The 18,721-nt window shown below is 33.3% G+C and carries 14 protein-coding genes; 3 read left to right on the top strand and 11 right to left on the bottom strand.

The genetic code is table 11. The features are described from left to right. Nucleotides 1-106: 106 nt before the first annotated feature. The 5 genes from HM992_RS17210 to HM992_RS17190 form a co-directional block, all read right to left on the bottom strand. A complete protein-coding gene (locus tag HM992_RS17210; RefSeq protein ID WP_229720523.1) occupies nt 107-1,888 on the bottom strand; it encodes a T9SS type B sorting domain-containing protein in 1,782 nt (593 codons plus the stop codon). Between the two features lie 38 nt (nt 1,889-1,926). Continuing rightward, nucleotides 1,927-4,389 (bottom strand): T9SS type B sorting domain-containing protein, encoded by a 2,463-nt coding sequence (locus tag HM992_RS17205; protein ID WP_179320612.1) that lies wholly within the window; start codon nt 4,387-4,389, stop codon nt 1,927-1,929. Further along, complete coding sequence (locus HM992_RS17200) at nt 4,386-7,814, bottom strand: T9SS type B sorting domain-containing protein (RefSeq protein WP_179320610.1); 3,429 nt, start codon at nt 7,812-7,814, stop codon at nt 4,386-4,388. The genes HM992_RS17205 and HM992_RS17200 overlap by 4 nt, the downstream gene beginning before the upstream one ends. Nucleotides 7,815-7,922: 108 nt before the next feature. Then, nucleotides 7,923-8,756 carry an ABC transporter permease gene (locus tag HM992_RS17195; RefSeq protein ID WP_179320608.1) on the bottom strand — a complete coding sequence of 278 codons (834 nt, stop codon included), beginning with the start codon at nt 8,754-8,756 and terminating at the stop codon, nt 7,923-7,925. A gap of 56 nt (nt 8,757-8,812) precedes the next feature. Continuing rightward, complete coding sequence (locus tag HM992_RS17190; protein ID WP_179320606.1) at nt 8,813-9,709, bottom strand: ABC transporter ATP-binding protein; 897 nt, start codon at nt 9,707-9,709, stop codon at nt 8,813-8,815. Nucleotides 9,710-9,923: 214 nt separating this feature from the next. Between HM992_RS17190 and HM992_RS17185 the strand changes: the two genes are divergently transcribed. Further along, complete coding sequence (locus HM992_RS17185; RefSeq protein WP_179320604.1) at nt 9,924-10,988, top strand: hypothetical protein; 1,065 nt, start codon at nt 9,924-9,926, stop codon at nt 10,986-10,988. A gap of 91 nt (nt 10,989-11,079) precedes the next feature. Here HM992_RS17185 and HM992_RS17180 read toward each other — a convergent pair whose 3' ends face one another. The 5 genes from HM992_RS17180 to HM992_RS17160 all read right to left on the bottom strand — a co-directional run bounded on the left by HM992_RS17180 (nt 11,080) and on the right by HM992_RS17160 (nt 16,156). Further along, complete coding sequence (locus HM992_RS17180) at nt 11,080-11,598, bottom strand: IS1096 element passenger TnpR family protein (RefSeq protein WP_178983877.1); 519 nt, start codon at nt 11,596-11,598, stop codon at nt 11,080-11,082. Between the two features lie 25 nt (nt 11,599-11,623). After that, the gene (locus HM992_RS17175) at nt 11,624-12,649 is read right to left on the bottom strand and encodes a COX15/CtaA family protein (protein WP_179320603.1); all 1,026 of its coding nucleotides are present in this window, start codon (nt 12,647-12,649) and stop codon (nt 11,624-11,626) included. A 17-nt stretch (nt 12,650-12,666) separates the two neighbouring features. Further along, nucleotides 12,667-14,082 carry a CCA tRNA nucleotidyltransferase gene (locus HM992_RS17170; RefSeq protein ID WP_179320601.1) on the bottom strand — a complete coding sequence of 472 codons (1,416 nt, stop codon included), beginning with the start codon at nt 14,080-14,082 and terminating at the stop codon, nt 12,667-12,669. A gap of 151 nt (nt 14,083-14,233) precedes the next feature. Further along, the gene (locus HM992_RS17165) at nt 14,234-14,938 is read right to left on the bottom strand and encodes a nucleotidyltransferase family protein (RefSeq protein WP_179320599.1); all 705 of its coding nucleotides are present in this window, start codon (nt 14,936-14,938) and stop codon (nt 14,234-14,236) included. Nucleotides 14,939-14,941: 3 nt separating this feature from the next. Then, nucleotides 14,942-16,156 carry a UDP-N-acetylglucosamine 4,6-dehydratase gene (locus HM992_RS17160; protein WP_229720522.1) on the bottom strand — a complete coding sequence of 405 codons (1,215 nt, stop codon included), beginning with the start codon at nt 16,154-16,156 and terminating at the stop codon, nt 14,942-14,944. Between the two features lie 173 nt (nt 16,157-16,329). Here HM992_RS17160 and HM992_RS17155 point away from each other — a divergent pair, with 173 nt between their 5' ends. Further along, the gene (locus HM992_RS17155; protein ID WP_179320598.1) at nt 16,330-17,091 is read left to right on the top strand and encodes a lipopolysaccharide kinase InaA family protein; all 762 of its coding nucleotides are present in this window, start codon (nt 16,330-16,332) and stop codon (nt 17,089-17,091) included. Here the strand turns inward: HM992_RS17155 and HM992_RS17150 are convergent, their stop codons facing one another. Then, the gene (locus HM992_RS17150) at nt 17,092-17,856 is read right to left on the bottom strand and encodes a glycosyltransferase family 2 protein (RefSeq protein WP_179320597.1); all 765 of its coding nucleotides are present in this window, start codon (nt 17,854-17,856) and stop codon (nt 17,092-17,094) included. 40 nt (nt 17,857-17,896) lie between these two features. Here HM992_RS17150 and HM992_RS17145 point away from each other — a divergent pair, with 40 nt between their 5' ends. Then, nucleotides 17,897-18,721, top strand: a complete 825-nt coding sequence (locus tag HM992_RS17145) for a glycosyltransferase family 2 protein (RefSeq protein ID WP_179320596.1) — start codon at nt 17,897-17,899, stop codon at nt 18,719-18,721.

The raw sequence follows: 18,721 nt of genomic DNA, 5'->3' as shown, positions 1-18,721 counted from the left end.
AATTTTGAGGGAATTAGCGATGAAATTCTGCTATTGATTATAAAAATAATAGAACAAAAGTACAAATGCAAAAAAATAAGACGAACGGACTAAAATTTTAACAGTTCTAATAATTTACGTAAACCCAACCTACAAAAGGTTTATAATTTGGATCATTTAAATTCAAAATATAGTAATAGGTGCCAACTGGTGACAGGCCTCCAATATTATTAAGGCCTCTATTAATTGTGCCATCCCAAGGTTTTTCATTGTCTCCTACAAAGATTAAGTCACCGTAACGATTGTAAATCTGTAATTTGTGTTCAGTAAATATGTCGTATAAATCTTGAATGTTAAACCAGTCATTTTTAGTGTCGCCATTAGGGGAGAAGCCTTGAGGAATGTATGGAGGACAATTTTCGATGGTTAAGTTAAATTGAAAAATTTCATAACACGGAACACGTTCTACTCTAACATAAATTGTTTCCGGATTTGAAAGGTTATTATAATCCGATGGTATAGATATCTCATTAGAGGCAACTTCTAAATCCTCTAAGGCGAGATAAAAGGTGACGTTTTCTTCATTCAGATTTAACGTATTTAAAGCTTCAAATAAATTATAGCTCGCCGTTTCAAATCCTTCATTACAACCTATAAGGCTAGGTAAAACAACAATTCCCGGAATAATTTGTAGTGTTATTTCCGAGAACGCACTGTTGTTATTTTCGTTAGTTTCTGTTACAACGCCATTCATAGTACCGTCATCATCTACTATGGCAATGATTGTAACATTTGGCTCTGAATTTTCAGGTAGATTAAGGTAAATAGAGTTCATCTCACTACCATTAATAGCAATATCAGCTGCGGTTTCACTAGCTCCTATAAATTCACCATTATAATAAAATGCAATGGGTGTCTGTGCAGGTAAAATATCGGTGCTATTACTATTATATACGGTGTAAAATATTTCAATTGTAGTGTCTCCACAACTGATGGTGTCGTCGTCTATGGTTATCGTAGCATCTGGAAGCTGACTGTTTAGTACGGTGATGATATTATTTATCATTACAAAATCTTGTCCAGAAGTCAGTGCAATGGTGGCAGACGTATCTCCAATCGCTATATTATCTTGAATATTATACACATCAATATCCATATTATATAGATTGGTCGCTCCTGTGAAAGAATTTGTACCATTAAAAGCATTGTTCGCAGGATTCAACGGATAATTACTAATGACGTTACCGTTTATAGTCAGCTGTTCATTAACAGCAATAGACCGATCTCCTTCCCAAGCAATGAATCCAATTTTAGCATTTTCATTGTCTAATACGTTTAAATTATCTAATGAAATACTTAAGTTATCCGGAACACTTTGTAAACCATCATAAACATTAAGTTGATTTAGAGGAAGGTTGCTATCTTCGTAAATCACCGTAATTGCCCAACCTCCAAAATTTGTACCAGAAGGACAATATGGAGCAATAACAGCATTAAGGTCAAAATTAGAAATGGTGTAATCTGTACTACCTTGATCTATAATTATAGAGGTAACATCTGCAAAAGCAGCGAAGAACACTCTGCTACTATCTAAAGCGTCACTAAAAGTACGTTCTGCAGTAATGTCTATATTATTTATTGAGATATTTAAATCTCCATTCCCAGAACCAGCCCAATACAAATAAGCGGCTACTATAGTTTGGTCGCTATTAAGTGATAAGTTGGCAGATGAGGAGGTTAAAATAGTACAAGGACCTAAAGTACCGTTTTCAACAGTATTCATGGTGTTGCCTATCGCTGTATAATCATACCTGCCGTTGTATTGTTGGAATAATGATACATCTTGAGCTATTACAGGAAAAGTAAAACCAATCAGTAGGAAACATAATATGTAAAAATATTTTTTCAATTTTATGGGGTTGGTCAAACGAAAATACAATTTTTTATTTACCGTTTCAATGAAAAATGATTGGTAAATGTACGACCATCTTGAAGCTTCACTTTAAACCAATAATCACTTGTTGGCATTTGTTCGCCATTAAATGTACCATCCCAACCGACACTTAAAGGATCGAGTTCTATTAATAGTTTGCCATAACGATCAAAAATTAATACAGAAGAATTCTCTTGAAAAAGTGAAGAAATTCCTTTCACTTGCCAAAAATCATTAACGGTATCGTCATTTGGAGTAAAGAATTTAGGAAAACCGATTACAGAAACTAAAGCGTCTGTAATGCCACAATCATTTTTATCTTTGATATAAACCGTGTAAAGTCCTGGTTCTACATTTTCAAAAGTTGTAGAACTTTGATATGGCCCATTTATATCATCTAGCGCATATTCATAATCACCTTCACCACTAACAAAAATAGTTATGCTGTTATTCTGAGTAGCATCCACAACTTCAATATTAGTGACTGTGGCTATATTTGAAGGAGAAACCGTTATGGTTCTATCTTTAAAACAACCATTTGTATTGGTTACTCTTACGGTATAGGTTCCAGGAGCATTAATATCTATAGTTGAGGTGTCTTCTCCTGTAGACCATTCATAATAGTAATTGTTAGGGATGTCGTCAATAACACCACCATTGAGTGTTATCGTTTCTGGAAAAAAGTTAAGACAATATTGCGTTTCAAACGTCGTTTCGATATTTGGTAATTTAAAAACGGTCAGTTCTATTTCGCTAATCCCATAACATGCATTTTCATTTTCCATACGTCCATAAATGGTTTGATTATACGGTATGGTGTTCGTAAATGTTCCCGAAATAGGATTGGTTTCCAATAAGGCATCTTCGTAGGTTTCGTAAAAGACCAAAACAAAATCTTCAATTGTATTCGGAAAAATAGTACCAGCTACCGTACCGAGATTAAATTCCATAAAACCATCTTCAGTACCATCTGTATCACATAGCTGGATACTAGCGTTGTTAGTTGCTGTTGTACTAACTTCTAACGAAATTTCACTAAAGTTAACACAGCTAGTAGTATTGTTGGTGACCCTAGTATAAATAATTTGTGGGTTGAAAAAATTATCAAAAGAACTACCGTCAATGGCATTTTCTTGGTTTTCAGCATCAAGTAGTGAGAGGTAATATTCAATAGAGGAGTCTGGGTCACCTTCAGTAATTTCATTGGCCGCTTGCGTGATGTTAAACGTTGTGAATCCTTCTGGAATACCGTCTTCATCACATTGCAACAGTGAAACATCATTCGCTATGGGTTTAGGGTCAACGGTAATAATAAAATATGTGAAACCAATACAACCAGAATCCACATCTTGAATTCTAACAAATATTTCTGTTGGAGTAGGTGACGTATTACTATAGCTTAGAGGTAAAGCAGCTGTAGATGATTCTGCATTTGCTTGACTTAAATGATAGCTGATAGCGTAATTAACACCAACAATACCATCTAGAATTTCTTGTGATTTTATATTGAAATCAAATGTTGAAATACCATTTTGGTCATCTCCATCTAAATCATCATCACATATATTATAATCTGTAGTAGGATTAAAATTGGTGAGTGCAGAAACATTAATGTCCACATCATTAATAATAAAACAGCCTGTTGTTAAATTCTCGACTCTAATATATATGGTTTCATTACTCGATGTGTTATTGAAAATACTCCCCAAGGCATTGATATTAATGTTGGCATCACTTTCAGATTTATGATACGTTACCATTACATCAGATTCTCCATTAATGATATCTTGCGTTAATGTAGTGAAGTCAAATTCTGTAATGTTATCATCAAAAGGAGCCGTTGCATCGCAAACATCGATACTAGGTAAACTTGTTGAAATTGTATTTGCCGTTATCGGATTTGATGGTGCTTCAGGAAAGGTAGCTGTACCCGTCCATTCTAATGAAAATGGACTATTACCAATAGGTCTATCAATAACAATAAAATAGCTTTCGCCTGCTAAGACGTCGATATCACTTACAAAACTATCTCCATCTGCTCCTGGCCCTTCGTCTGGATCTGGATCCGTGGAATTTAGACCGGTTCTATTATTCCCTTGATTAGCGGCTGCAGGATTCGTTGTAGAACAGCGAATGGCTTGGCCTAGTTGTCCGCAATTCACATTCGGTCCAAAAATAAAGAAGTCATAATCTTCACTAATACTTGTACTGCTCGGTGTTAACGTAAATGCCAAAGTGCCAGCTGTGGCAATATTAACTTCTAGCCAAATACTATTATTTTCTTGACTTCCACAGGTGTTGGAGTTGTTTAATTCTTGCGTTCCAATACCATTAACATTTAAACTGAAATCGGAATTTCCACAAACTGTTACCGCAAATTGGCAATCGTTTGGCTGTTGAGCATAAACTAAACTGCCAAAGAAAAAGCAACACGTTAATACTATAAATTTGATAATATCAGTAGGGTAATTCATCATCGTTTTAATGTAAAGTGATTTGTGTATGTGCGACCATCTTCTAAGGTAACTTTAAACCAATAATCGCTAGTTGGCATTTTTTCGCCATTAAAAGTGCCATCCCAACCAGGACTTAATGGATTCAGGGTGGTCAGTAATTTTCCGTATCTATCGAAAATATAAATTTTTGAATTGGCTTGAAATTGTTCGGAAACACCATAAACTTGCCAGTAATCATTGACTTCATCGTTATTTGGCGTGAAAAACTTAGGGAAACCAATTACCGAAACGAAGTCTTCCGTAATACCACAATTATTTTTATCGCGAACATAAATCGTGTAAATTCCTGGTTGAACATTATTAAAAGTTGTACCGTCTTGGTATGGACCGTTGCTGTTGTCTAAAGCATATTCGTAATCGCCTTCACCATTCACGATTACAGAAATAGAATTATTTTGTGAAGCATCAATGACTTCAATTTGGGTTATGCTGGCTATATTGGAAGGTGATACCGTAATTGTTCGGTCTTTAAAACAGCCATTAGTATTAGAAACACGAACTGTATAAGTTCCTGGAGTATCTATTTCTATTTCTGATGTGGTTTCACCTGTAGACCAATTATAGTAATAGTTACTTGGTGAACCGTCAATGACTCCACCTTGTAAAACAATAGGTTCTGGAGAGAAATTCAAACAGTAATAAGTTTCAAATTCAGTCTCTATATTTGGTAAATCGTAAACAGTTAATTCTATCTCACTTATCCCATAACAAGCATTAGAATTCTCTACACGTGCATATATGGTTTGATGATTTGGAGTAGTATTGGTAAAACTTGTGCCAACCGAATTATTTTCTAACAAGGCATCGTTATACGTTTCGTAATAAGTTATATTTAAATCTGACGGAGAATTAGCTAAAATAGTAGCGTTAGCATCTGTAAGATTAAAAGACATTAAACCATCTTCTGTACCGTCCGTATCACATAGTGATAAACTTGCATTGTTTGAAGCGGTTGTACTAACTTCTAAAGTAACTTCGCTAATATTGGCACAATCAGAATCTGTGTTTGTAACTCTTGCATAAACGGTTTGAGGGTTGGTGTAGTTCTCAAAGGCATCAGCATTTAATGGGTTTTCTTCATTTTCGGCATCGGTTTCTGAGCTGTAAAAGTTAACGGTATTTAATGTTTCATCGGTGATTTCGCTGATGCTTTCATTCAAATTAAAGATGGTAAAACCTTCAGGAATACCATCTTCATCACACTGTATAATAGTGATATCGTTGGCTAAAGGAATAGGATTAATAAAGACATTAAAACTATCTGTAATAAAGCAATCCGTATGTAAAGCATTTTCAACTCTAACAAAAATAGTTTCATTAATCGCTGTGGTATTGGTATAATTTAGAGGTAGTACATCTGTATTTGTATCGGCATCATCTTGTGAGTTATGGAATGTAATATTGATATCCGTTTGGTTTCCTCTGATGCTGGGCAGTAAATCTCCAAGTGCAACAGTGGCAATACCATCCATTACATTACCAAAATTATCACAAAATTCAATAGTGTCTAAATTTGGAATTTGAGGTGTGTTAAAAACCTCTAGTTCAAAGGAATTAACAGCGAAGCAATTGGTATTATTAGTATTGTCTACACGAACAAATATAGTTTGTGGATTTGCTGTGTTTATATACGGAAACGTTATTATGTTTTCATTGGATTCTGCATCTTCAAGTGTTTCAAAATAACGGACGTTGTATTGCAAAGGGTCTTGGGTTAATAAGGCTTCAGAATTTTTATTTGTAAAATTGAATTGTGAAAACCCATCATTATCGAAAACATCACAAACCGCAACATTAGAAAGTGGATTTGCAATAGGAATTTCAAAAACACCAACTACAGCACTACCTTCAATTGGACATTCACCATTATTTGGTTCAATATAAACTTCATAAAAACCAGGTGTATCTATCATTAATTGCGATGAGGTTTCTGCTAATTGAACACCATTTAGAGACCATACGTAATCTGCACCTGCAATGTCATCGGCTTGTAAAGGGTAGGTGTCGTTGGTACATAATTTTAATTCGGTAGTACTTTCCCCATTTCTAATAATATCAATTTCAGAATTAAATAAAGATTGAATAAATGGAGGCAAACCAATCTGACTTGTGTTTTGGTTGGAGCCGTTAATATCTAATAATATACCTTGTTCGTCGTAATTTACAGATGAACCATTGGCTTCAGGATTATTAATAACTCCTAAGTATTTTGTAATTGTAGGGTTATTATTATAACTCAGATTTGCTCTATAAATACGACGATCAATTCCTAATTGTAAGGCACCAGCAGTAATATCGTTAGAAGAGTGAATAACTTGTTGTGAATTAGGAATATCAGTACTTTCTAAATCCCATTGTAACAAATGACTGGTTCCACTTCCTGATAAGCCTTCACTTAAAGTAGCATAAACCTTTTTACTTTCTGCAGAAAACTCTACACCATATGGACTATTTCCATTTTGAGAACCGTAAAGTTCTAAAGGGTTGGAAACCATTCCTGTTTCATTATTAAAATCATATAAAATAACATTTCCGGCAGCATCACCTCCAGCTAGAGTAGCTTCTCCAAAGTTCGCAGCAACAAGTTTTGAAGCATCAGGAGAAGTTTTTATATAACCTAAAGAATTTCGCCTGTAACCTTCAATAGGAATATAAGGACCAATTTCTGAAATTACAGGTGTCGTCTGTACTCCATTGGTGTCAATTTTAAAGGCATAAAACTTATTACCAAAGTGTGTAATTACCCAGAAGGATGAACAATCTTCAGCACGAACTGCCGTAATTTTTTCTGAACTTTTATATTGAACTTCGATAGGTGTAGAAGGATCATAAGTCACTAAATGGTTATTCTTTTCAATAGCATCTACATCACCTAATCCGCTATTTAAAGTCATGTCTATTAATGAATAATTAAATCCATTATTGTAACCATCATCAGCAGAAGGAATCGTTCCTCCTCCTTCATATGTTCCGGTGTATTGGTTTGGAGATGTTGTGGCATTAAATTGATGAGGTTCATCTACTGTAAAGAGGTAATACTTATCAGGATCTTCTGGTTTGGGAACAATTAGTCCAGATGACGTACTAGATGGATCGCCTAAAAGTCCGGTGCCACCAAAATAATCACCATTAGACATAATTTGGTGATTGCGGTTCCAAACCGTTCTTCCATCGGAATAAAACAATAAATTTCCATCAGAATCTGAAATAGATGTGCAGCCTTCTAAAGTGTTTATTTGACCATTGGTAATTGCTGTTACTGAACCCGTTGAGGCATTAAACCGTAGGCCAGCATTTCTGCCGAAATACCAAAAAGAGGCTTCACTTTGCGCGAAAAAATGAGGGCTTGTAAATAGTAAGACTAAAATTAAAAAGATCCTTTTCATAAGAGCTAAATGTGGGTCATTCACATTGGGCACACAATATAACACCTAGAATATAAAAAATCCCAAGTTTTAACATTGTATGATTGTAAAGCAATTTCTACAAAGCTATTATAAATCTCTCTTTTTTAGTAATTGATAAGATAAAAAGATAAAAATGGCAGTCCAACCCAAAACGATAGCAATTTCGTACCAATGTACAGCATAATCGTAAGATATGTCCTCACCAACTTGTTGTGCCATAGCTTGTACGGCAGATAATCTTGAGCCTGGTTCATCAATTAGATTCCATAGCGATTTAAATGGTGCAAATTGATAAATTTTATCAGCAACTTCTGTTCCTCTATTGTAACCAGAAACAATGGCGTAGCTGATAAACTCTATAAAAAACAATACGACCATTGTGGCAACTGCAAATGCAGAACGCTTAACAAGGACTCCTAAGAATAAACCAAAAGAGAAAAATCCGACTAATTTTATAAAAAACGCAAGGAGATATTCTAAATCAGAAAATACAATTGAAGGCTCTGTGTAACTAGAATAGATATGACCTAAAATTAAGGATACAACAAACACAAATAAGGTAGACACTAAAGAAAAAGCGATGACCATATAGAATTTAGATAATATAAATTCCTTTTTACTTAATCCATCGATGAGGTTTTGCTTTAGAGTTTTATTACTGTATTCATTTGAGACCATGGATACAATAACGAGTAGCAGAAAGAATTTTAGCAAGCCGGCAACAAACGTATTAAAATGCCATATATACGGAAAGTTGAACATGCCAAGCTCAGCAAAATGAAATTTTATTGGACCAATATCAAATTTTATCATTGCGAAAAGCGCAATAAGTGCTAATAGAATAAAGTAGGTTGAAATCAGTACTATACTAGCTTTACTATATCGTAATTTTTCAAATTCTATTTGTAATAATCGTAACATATGTCTATTGGTTTTGCATTATCCGATGAATAGGAATTATGCTGATTTTGATTGATTTATTGGTTGTCTGTAAGTTGTAAAAATTGCTCTTCTAAACTTTCTTTTCGTTTTACAAGATGCGACAAGAAAATTCCTTTTTCAAACATAAACTTATTAAATTCTGAAGCGGACATAGGTTCATTTAGAAAAGCGGTAATCAATTCTCCTTCTTCTTTTACGTTTCCAATATTTGAATGCGATTCTAACGCATTTAATAAAGCTTGATGATTTTCAGCCTTTAACTCAAAAAAACCATGACTATTAATCATTTCATCCACACGACCTGCATATAATTTTTCTCCTTTACGAAGTACAACAACATGTGTACACACTTTTTCAACTTCATCCAAAAGGTGCGATGCTAAAAGAATAGTTGTACCATTAGCAGCAATATCTTTTATAATTTGACGAATTTGATGAATGCCTTGAGGGTCTAAACCATTAGTTGGCTCATCTAAAATTAAAATTTCCGGATCGTTGAGTAGGGCAGAAGCAATAGCTAAACGTTGTTTCATTCCTAAAGAAAACGTTCTGAATTTATGGTCTTTTCTGTCTAGTAATCCAACAATTGCAAGTTTTTCTCCAATTTTACTTTGTTCAACACCTTTTATCTTACAGACGAGCTTTAAGTTTTGATAAGCCGTCATATACGGATAAAAATTTGGACGTTCTATAATCGCTCCAACTTGTTTTAAGGCATTATGAGTTGAGGTATTTCCGTCAAACCAATGAAAATCGCCTTGTGTTTTATTTACCACATTTAAAACGATTCCTAAGGTTGTAGATTTACCACTTCCGTTAGGTCCTAAAATACCATAGACATTGCCTTTGTTAATGGTAAAACTTAAATTTTTTACGGCCGTTAAATACCCGAATTTCTTGGTGAGATTATTAATAGTAAGGATTGGCTCCAAAATGATTGATTTTTGTAATGCTGAATTAAATTCAGCAAAAGTTGGTTATAAAGATAAGACGATTGATGCTTTTGTTTGTTACAGTATTTTTATTTTATAATAAAAGATACTCCAAATCAGTAATTAAATAAATGAAGAAGTCTTCAGGAGATTATTTCAATCAAATTTAGAATTAACTTTTTATAATTCATTTTAAAACCCTTAAATTTATCACATGAGTGAGGATTTAAAAATATCAAAGCGAAAACCAACATATCCAATTTCTGAAAAATTAGATGGTTATTTGTCTAAATATAGACGAAACATAGATTTGCCTATTTTTTATTCTGATTTGCTGCGTTTTCAAGGTTCTATTGTTGTTTATGATAAAGATGATGTTGATACACTTTGGGTACGTGTATATTATAATGATTATGAACGCGAAGAAATTGATAGTAGTTTAAAACAAGTCTATTCCAGTTTAATTTCAGATGGAGGCACATGGATTTTAAAATACCTGAGTGTAGATGCTATTGATTTCTGCACCTTTGGGAATTCTAAACCTTTTAGAATAAAGGTGAGAAATGTACTTAATGATAATTTTACTCATTTTTATGTTAAAACCGCAGATGCATCTAGAGTTTACGGCTTAGAACTTGAGCAGATGTTATCACCCTATCAAATCAACTTTTTGGTCTGTAAGGATACGTTGATTGAAGAGCACATTGCTGGTATTCCTGGTGATGAGTTTATAAAAAATATGTTGCCAGATTGTAGCCCTTCTGAAAAATCACAGATAGCTAAAGAGTTTGTAAAGTTTAATGAGCGCTGTTTAATTCGACTTTTAGGTGATATGCGTTCTTATAACTATGTCATTGTTCCTACGCACGATTTTGATCATGTAGTTTTTAAAATTAGAGCCATTGATTTTGATCAACAATCTTTTGAAGGCAATCTAAAGATTTATAGACCGCAATTTTTTAAAGAGAATAATAAGATGGTAGAGTTGGTACGAGAAAAAATTCAACCTGAATCGATAGATCAATATAAAATTGAAGAACGGTCTATTGTTGCTAAACGAATGATTAGTTATCACACACGCTTAAATGCACTACTAGATTGTATGGAAGCTGATGAAATTTCGCTTCCAAAACATATAGAAAGACTTAAAGATGAAATTTATAATCACACGTTAGATTTAAATTTTAGAAAAAGTAAAAACATGGGAGAGGTGCTTAAATATGCACTCGACTTTGTAAAGCGGAATTATGAAGATGTTAATTTAAAACGTTTGTTATAGGTCGTATAGGCGATCGGTTTGAAGGCAATTAACGATTGCATATAGGCATTTAAAAAGAATCTATCTTTATAGATTTTAATATAATTAAATATTAATTCCAGTTTTCATCAAAATTCAAATTATCGTAGTCGTCTAAATCTAAATCGTCGTCAAATTCATTGTAGTCGTCATCGTCTTCTTCAGCTTCAAACGTTTTTTCAGGAGCTTCATCAGGTATTTGACCGTGAACAAACATAAGATTAGGGTAATCCGTACCTTCTGCTTCTTCAACAATTTCTCCTAATTCGACATAAAACGTCCACATATTCATGAAATCGTAGAGATAAATTAAGCGTGTAGATGCTTCATGAACTATAGAATTAAGAACAGTTTCGTTCATCATCTTTACTTCATTACCAGCTTCGCTCATATCCATCATTGAGATTTCTTCACCTTGGTTCCACTGATCGTCGCTTATATAAAAAGACGCCATTTCCATACCATCAAAACCAAAAGATTGGGTTATAGTATTGTGTAAATCTTCCATCGTGTCACTTTCGCGGATTTCTATATCGCGGAACACATCATCTTCGGTGTCGTTATCTAGTATAACTCTAAATCTGTAAATCATGCTGCAAAGTTAAGGGATTTTTTAATTATTTAGTGAAGCGATGTAAGGTAAATGTCATCGCACTTAATAAAATAAATGCTCCAACCTGATGTGAAACACCTAACCAAACCGGAACCGCAAATATTAAGGTTAATACTCCCAATAAAAATTGAACTCCAACCATTATTAAAAGTAGGTTTATACCTTTAGTTTGCCAAATGGTTAGTTGCGTTCGTTTCGCTTTATACCAAATAGCTAGAATAAAAATAACTACGACATACGCCAATGTTCTGTGTACAAATTGAACGCCACTTTTACCTTCTAAAAAGTTAAGATATGTAGGACTTTGTTCTATAAATACGGTTTCATGAATCCATTTGCCTTCGTTCATTAATGGCCAATGGTTATGAATCCAACCAGCATCTAAGCCTGCAACAAAAGCACCATAAATAATTTGAAGAATAAGTACGGCTAATCCGATTCGTATAAAGTTACGCAACTTTTTATCAATGACTTTTTTATCTGGAAACATTAAATCTAATGCCACCCAAAAGGTGTAAGCAAAAGTTAGAAAGGCTGTAGTTAAATGTGCTGCTAGTCTAAAATGACTCACATTAGGCTCATCTACTAATCCAGATTTTACCATATACCAACCTAAAAAGCCTTGAAAACCTCCTAAAATAAGAAGTATTACAGATTTTTTTATGGTGGATTTAGAAAGACGTTTTTTAATTAAAAAATAAATAAATGGAATGATAAAGACCAATCCGATAAAACGACCAATAACTCTGTGGATCCATTCCCAGAAATAAATATCTTTAAATTCTTCTAAGCCAAAGTGATTATGAAGTTTTTGATATTCTGGGTATTGTTTATAAAGCTCAAACGCTTCATTCCATTCTACCTCATTCATTGGAGGGATTGTTCCTGAAATTAATTTGTAGTTTGAAATCGATAAGCCAGAATGCGTAAGTCTCGTGATACCACCAACGACAACCATGATAAAAATTAGTATGCAACCTGTGAGTAGCCAATAAATGACGGCTTTATTTTCTTTTATTTGATGATCCATAAATGCAAGAATTAATATTATTTTACTGCTTCAAGTCCTAATTTCTTCCCCTTTTTCAACATCAACTCAAAAGCCGCTCCATGTTCATTAGGAATCTCTCCTTCTAAAATGGCTTCCTTTATAGCTTCTTTAATCAGTCCAATCTCTCTTGAGGGTTTTAGGTTGAAGGTTTTCATAATTTCTTCACCAGAAACTGGTGGTTGGAAATTACGAACCTGATCACGTTCTTCTACTTCAACAATTTTATCTCTTACCTTTTGGAAATTATTATGGTATTTTTTGAATTTCTTAGGGTTCTTAGTTGTAATATCTGCTTCACAGAGTGTCATTAAATCTTCTACATTATCGCCTGCATCAAATACCAAACGCCTAACTGCAGCATCAGTAACGTCAGAAGCTAGAACTATTGGTCGCGAACTCATAAAAACCATTTTCTGTACAAATTTCATTTTGTCATTCAAAGGCATTTTTAGTCGTTTGAAAAGTTTGTAAACCATTTTTGAGCCTACAAATTCATGCGCATGAAACGTCCAGCCTATTTTTTTGTGGAATTTCTTGGTTGGTGCTTTTCCAATATCATGTAATAATGCAGCCCAACGCAACCATAGGTTATCGGTGGTTCTGGCAATATTATCTACGACTTCTAGGGTGTGGTAAAAATTATCTTTGTGACGTTGTCCTTCAATTTCATCGATACCTTTTAAGGCGGTCAACTCAGGAAGAATATAATCTAACAATCCTGTTTGTTCCAAATGAATAAAACCTATAGAAGGCATTTTACTTTCTAAGATTTTATTGAGTTCTACTACAATACGTTCTTTAGTTATAATCTTAATGCGCTCTTTATTATCAGCGATGGCTTTGAGTGAAGCATCTTCAATTTTAAAATTAAGTTGCGTTGCAAAACGAATAGCGCGCATCATTCGTAATGGATCATCGCTATAGGTAATATCGGGATTTAGGGGTGTGCGAATGATGCCTTTGTCTAAATCATTAAGGCCATTAAATGGATCTAGAAGTTCCCCAAAGTTGTTTTTATTTAAGCTTAAGGCTAAAGCATTTATTGTGAAATCGCGTCGGTTTTGGTCGTCTTCTAATGTGCCATTTTCAACAATAGGGTTTCTACTGTCTTCGTTATAACTTTCTTTACGAGCACCAACAAATTCAATTTCAATATCATCGTAACGCAACATCGCAGTTCCGTAAGTTTTAAAAACTTGAACTTTAGGTTGGTTTGGTAAATTTTTAGCGACTTGTTTTGCTAACTCAATTCCACTTCCAACGGCAACCACATCAATATCTTTAGCAGCACCACGTTCTAAAAGATAATCGCGCACGAAGCCACCTATAACATAGCTTTCTATCTGCAATTCTTCAGCAGATTGAGTGATGTATTTGAATATATTGTGTTTTAATGCTTGTTTGTGATTCATAAGATAATTGAAACTACAGATGCTCTATAAATGAATTGAAAAGTAACTGTATTTTTTAGCTGCGCAAAGATACGACACCTAGCCAATCTTTTAAAATGAATATTGTCCTTTTTTAGTTGAAGTATTCAAGTGAAGTAACTAAAACAATGGGCTAAAACTTTATGAACTTAATATCGTTTTGGGCTTTTTGAAAATCTTCGGGTTTTCCAATATCTAACCAATAGTCTAAAATCGGAAAATTGACTATTTTTTTTTCTTTAGCAATTAAGATTTCTATTAAGTCTGTGGCATCAAAAAAGGCGTTTTCTGGAATAAAATCGAAACATTCTTTTTTAAACACATAAATGCCAGCATTGGAATAATAGGTGTAAGACGGTTTCTCTTTTAAATCCGTAACAAAACCGGCTTTGGTTTCTACAACACCATGTGGAATGTCTACTTTATAAGGTATAGTAGCAATTAGGGCATCTCCATTTTTTAAAATAAAATCATTAAAAAGGGCTTCAAAATTTACATTGGTAAGTAAATCAGCATTCATTACTAATATGTAATCATTTTTAAAATTTTCTATAAGCTTTAATGCTCCAATAGTGCCTAGTGACTTCGATTCTTTTATATAATTAAAATCAATTTGATGCTTATTATTTTCTTCAAAATAACTGATGATTTGATCACTTAAATAATTGACAGTAATATTTATATGTTTTATTCCGAAAGCCCCTAAACGATCTGTATTATACTCAATTATAGGTTTGTTACCTATTTTTAAAAGTGGTTTTGGAGTGTTTTCTGTTAGAGGCATTAAGCGTTTGCCTTTGCCACCAGCCATAATTACAACATCTATTTTCTTATGCATCAATTACATTTTATGATCTAAATATTTACCAGTCTCTTTATGACTAAAGGTCGGTAATATTTTGTGAAATAATTGGATTAAATTTTCCTTTGTCCAAGATTTATTAGCTTTAAGATCTTTTATGGCATTCGAAAAATTGTTGAGTTTATCATCACTTTGTATGTCCAATTCGTTTTTAATAATGCCGAGCGCCTTAAAACGGTTGAGGTCTAATGTTTCATGTTTTGTATAGAATACTTCAGATTCTTTTTCGCCTGTGGTATCACTTTTAGTTATTAAATATGGCCACTTCCCTGTTTGCGGTAAGGTTTTGGCTAATTGCCGTGCTTCATTTTCATTGGCGCATACATATGGTTCGTAGCCATGTGCTGTTATATAGTTTATAGCAATGTCAGCGAAACTAGTGAGGTTTAAATAATCAGTGAATTTCGGGAAAAATATATCATTATTCTCACCAAATATGCAGGACATTAAACAGAGTTCTCCTGATTCTTTTGGCGTCATAAAATATCTTTTAATATCGTTGGGTGCCACAATGGGTTGCCCTTTTTTAATCCGTTGCTCAAAACTGTATAATAAAGAACCATCAGAAAATGCCACATTAGCAAAGCGTGCTGTAGAAATAGAAATGTCTTTACTGTTTTGCATTAGAAATAACTCCATGATACGTTTGGAAGCTCCCATCATATTCACAGGATCTGTAGCTTTATCCGTAGAAATGCAAAAGTATTTTTTTACACCATTATCAATAGATTGTTGAATCGTTTTTTCGGTATTAAAGATGTTTACATCAATCATTCGCATTAATGTAAAAGCGTCTTCTTCGCTTCGAACATGTTTTAAAGCTGAAAGATTCAGTACATAATCATAATTACCGTCTGAAGCGATAAAAGAGTCGTATTCTATAGAACCAATGTCTAAGGCAAAGGTTTTAAAATCACCATCAATATAACCGTAAGAACTTCGTAAATCTCTCACTAATTCTACTAAATTGTTTTCGCTAAGATCAACGCCATGCAGTTTTTTTGGCCCACGTTTAAAAATTTCCTTAGTCACAGCTTGCCCAATTGTGCCAGCAGCTCCTAGAACTAAAAATTTTGAAGAAGCTACGATAGCGTTAAGTTCGCTATTATGCGTTTTAACATCGTGTTCAAACAATTCATTGTCTCTATTTATGAGATTTAATATACTTTGTTTGGACATTTTTTGGTAGTTCATAATATAACAAGCGCTTTTAATGTTCTATAATTCAAAATAAAAAAAACGCGATTCTTAGCGTTGTAAATATAGGGTTTACCAATTATGTTTTAAAATGGTTCCATTTATTTCTTTACTTTTAATATGATAAAAATATTCACGGCAAAAATTATTAAAAATTGTAATATTGCTAAATGAAAACGATTAGAATTAGAACTGAATACAAGGATTCCAAAGAGAAATTGGATTATTTTATTCAAAATTTTGAAACTGAAGGAACGCCTTTTGGTGATCAAAAGCGGAATTCTCTTAGGCTCTTTAAGTTGAAGGATTTTCAGGTGAATATAAAATCCTTTAAAATTCCTAATATCGTTAATCAAATAGCCTATAAGTTTTTTAGAAAAAGTAAGGCACAACGCTCATACGAATATGGATTAGAGCTTAAAAAGCGAGGAATAGGCACACCTGAACCGATTGCTTATTATGAATTTAAAACGCTTTTTCTATTTAAAAAAAGTTATTATTTGTCTGAACAAGTAGATTGCGATTTAACCTATAGAGAACTTACACACGATTTTAATTACCCAGATTACGATGCTATTTTGAGAGCATTTACAAGGTTTACATATCAATTGCATGAAAAAGGCATTAAATTCTTAGATCATTCTCCAGGAAACACTTTAATAAAAAAGGTAGCTGATGGTTATGAGTTCTTTTTAGTGGATTTAAATCGTATGGAATTTAAACCTATGAGCTTTGAGGATCGTATTAAAAACTTCGACCGATTAACGATTCATAAATCGATGGTAGAAGTGATGAGTGATGAGTATGCTAAAGTTTCAGGCGAAGATTATGATAAAATCGTAAATATAATGTGGGATGCTACTGAAGCTTTTCAGGCAAAACATCACAAGAAACAGCGTATAAAGAAGAAATTGAGATTTTGGAGAAAATAATTATTTTCTATTTGTTTGCTGCAGTTCTCTTAACTTAGCGTATTTTAAAAAGGTAATATTGGCCGTTTGGACACCAATAACAAAACCATTAAATCCATCTAAAAATCCGAGTTTTAAAACATAGGATTTAAAAAATGCCCAAGTTGGATTCCAAATAACGTTTAATACAGAAGCTTTTTTCCCAGAATCGAAATAGGCTTGTGCTGCAATAGTCGAAAAATATTCTGTCTTCTGATTAAACTCCGAATAAGTTTGGTAGGTTTTATGTAAAATGTCACCTTTTAAATGTCCTGATTTGGAGTTGGAATCATGTAGTTGCACATTGTCGTGTGGATTAATTCCTTTCCATTCGGCACATCTTCTATCAAAAACACGTAATTTTTTATTAGGATACCAATCAGAATGCTTAATCCATTGTCCACAAAAGTTATTGAAACGATTGGCATAATATCCATCAAGTTTCCAATTCGATTTTAGATCAATAATTGATTTCTGGAGTGTCTTAGATAAGGCTTCGTCACCATCTAATGATACAATATGGTCGTAGTTTGCTTGTGATAAGGCAAAATTCTTTTGTTCTATATAACCCAAGAATTTTTGTTCAATAAATTTGACGTTAAACTGTTCACAAATGGCTTTAGTTCTATCTGTAGAAAATGAATCTACAACAACAATTTCATCTACCACATTAGCTAAAGATTGCAAACAGTGTTCAATGTTGCGTTCTTCATTAAAAGTGATAATGACTCCAGACAGTTTTAGCATGTTGTTGATTTCAATGCTGTAAAAATAGTATTTTTGCTAAATGCAATCTAATCTACAAGCAACTATAATTATAAGTACCTTCAATAAACCAGAATGGCTTAAATTGGTGTTGCTCAGTTTTGATATTCAAACCACTAGGAATTTTGAAGTTATTATTGCAGACGATGGTTCTGATAAAAGAACAAAGACTGTTATAGATTTATTTACTGAGCGTACAGATTTAAAAGTTATTCACGTTTGGCAAGAAGACGATGGTTTTCAGAAAACAAAAATTTTAAATAAAGCCATTGTAACTTCAAACGCTGACTATTTAATTTTTACAGATGGAGATTGTATTGCTCGTAAAGATTTTGTTGAAACCCATTTAAAATTAAGGCAATTAAGAAAGGCACTCTCTGGTGGTTACTTTAAACTAACAGAGGACGTTTCTAGGAAAATAAATGATCAAGTAATTAGACAGCAAAACTGTTTTGAAAAGGATTGGTTGATTGCTGAAGGGCAGCCAAAAACTTTTAAAATGAATAAGTTGACAACATCCAATGCAAAAGCAAACTTTTTAAACTTTATAACTCCAACAAAAGCCACTTTTGACGGTATGAATGTATCGTGTTGGAAAAGTGATATTCTAGCAGTTAATGGTTTTGACGAGCGTATGAAATATGGAGGAGAGGACAGAGAAGTAGGGGAGCGTATGATGCACAATGGTATCAAGTTTATACAAATACGTTATAGTGCCATTTGTGTTCATTTACATCATGATAGACCTTATAAGAATGAAGGAGCCTTGTTGCTAAATAAAAAAATTAGACAGGAAACTAAGCGTGAAAAGTGCACCCATACAAAATACGGAATTCATAAAGCATGA

This window comes from Winogradskyella helgolandensis, from assembly GCF_013404085.1.
In the GTDB taxonomy this organism is placed as follows: Bacteria; Bacteroidota; Bacteroidia; order Flavobacteriales; family Flavobacteriaceae; genus Winogradskyella; species Winogradskyella helgolandensis.
This window is presented reverse-complemented; position numbering and strand designations above follow the sequence as displayed.

Bases quoted from the DNA above. Each gene is read 5' to 3' on its own strand.
- HM992_RS17205 (WP_179320612.1), bottom strand. From the start codon at position 4,389: ATGATGAATTACCCTACTGATATTATCAAATTTATAGTATTAACGTGT.
- HM992_RS17200 (WP_179320610.1), bottom strand. From the start codon at position 7,814: ATGAAAAGGATCTTTTTAATTTTAGTCTTACTATTTACAAGCCCTCAT.
- HM992_RS17195 (WP_179320608.1), bottom strand. From the start codon at position 8,756: ATGTTACGATTATTACAAATAGAATTTGAAAAATTACGATATAGTAAA.
- HM992_RS17185 (WP_179320604.1), top strand. From the start codon at position 9,924: ATGAGTGAGGATTTAAAAATATCAAAGCGAAAACCAACATATCCAATT.
- HM992_RS17180 (WP_178983877.1), bottom strand. From the start codon at position 11,598: ATGATTTACAGATTTAGAGTTATACTAGATAACGACACCGAAGATGAT.
- HM992_RS17175 (WP_179320603.1), bottom strand. From the start codon at position 12,649: ATGGATCATCAAATAAAAGAAAATAAAGCCGTCATTTATTGGCTACTC.
- HM992_RS17170 (WP_179320601.1), bottom strand. From the start codon at position 14,082: ATGAATCACAAACAAGCATTAAAACACAATATATTCAAATACATCACT.
- HM992_RS17165 (WP_179320599.1), bottom strand. From the start codon at position 14,938: ATGCATAAGAAAATAGATGTTGTAATTATGGCTGGTGGCAAAGGCAAA.
- HM992_RS17160 (WP_229720522.1), bottom strand. From the start codon at position 16,156: ATGAACTACCAAAAAATGTCCAAACAAAGTATATTAAATCTCATAAAT.
- HM992_RS17155 (WP_179320598.1), top strand. From the start codon at position 16,330: ATGAAAACGATTAGAATTAGAACTGAATACAAGGATTCCAAAGAGAAA.
- HM992_RS17150 (WP_179320597.1), bottom strand. From the start codon at position 17,856: ATGCTAAAACTGTCTGGAGTCATTATCACTTTTAATGAAGAACGCAAC.
- HM992_RS17145 (WP_179320596.1), top strand. From the start codon at position 17,897: ATGCAATCTAATCTACAAGCAACTATAATTATAAGTACCTTCAATAAA.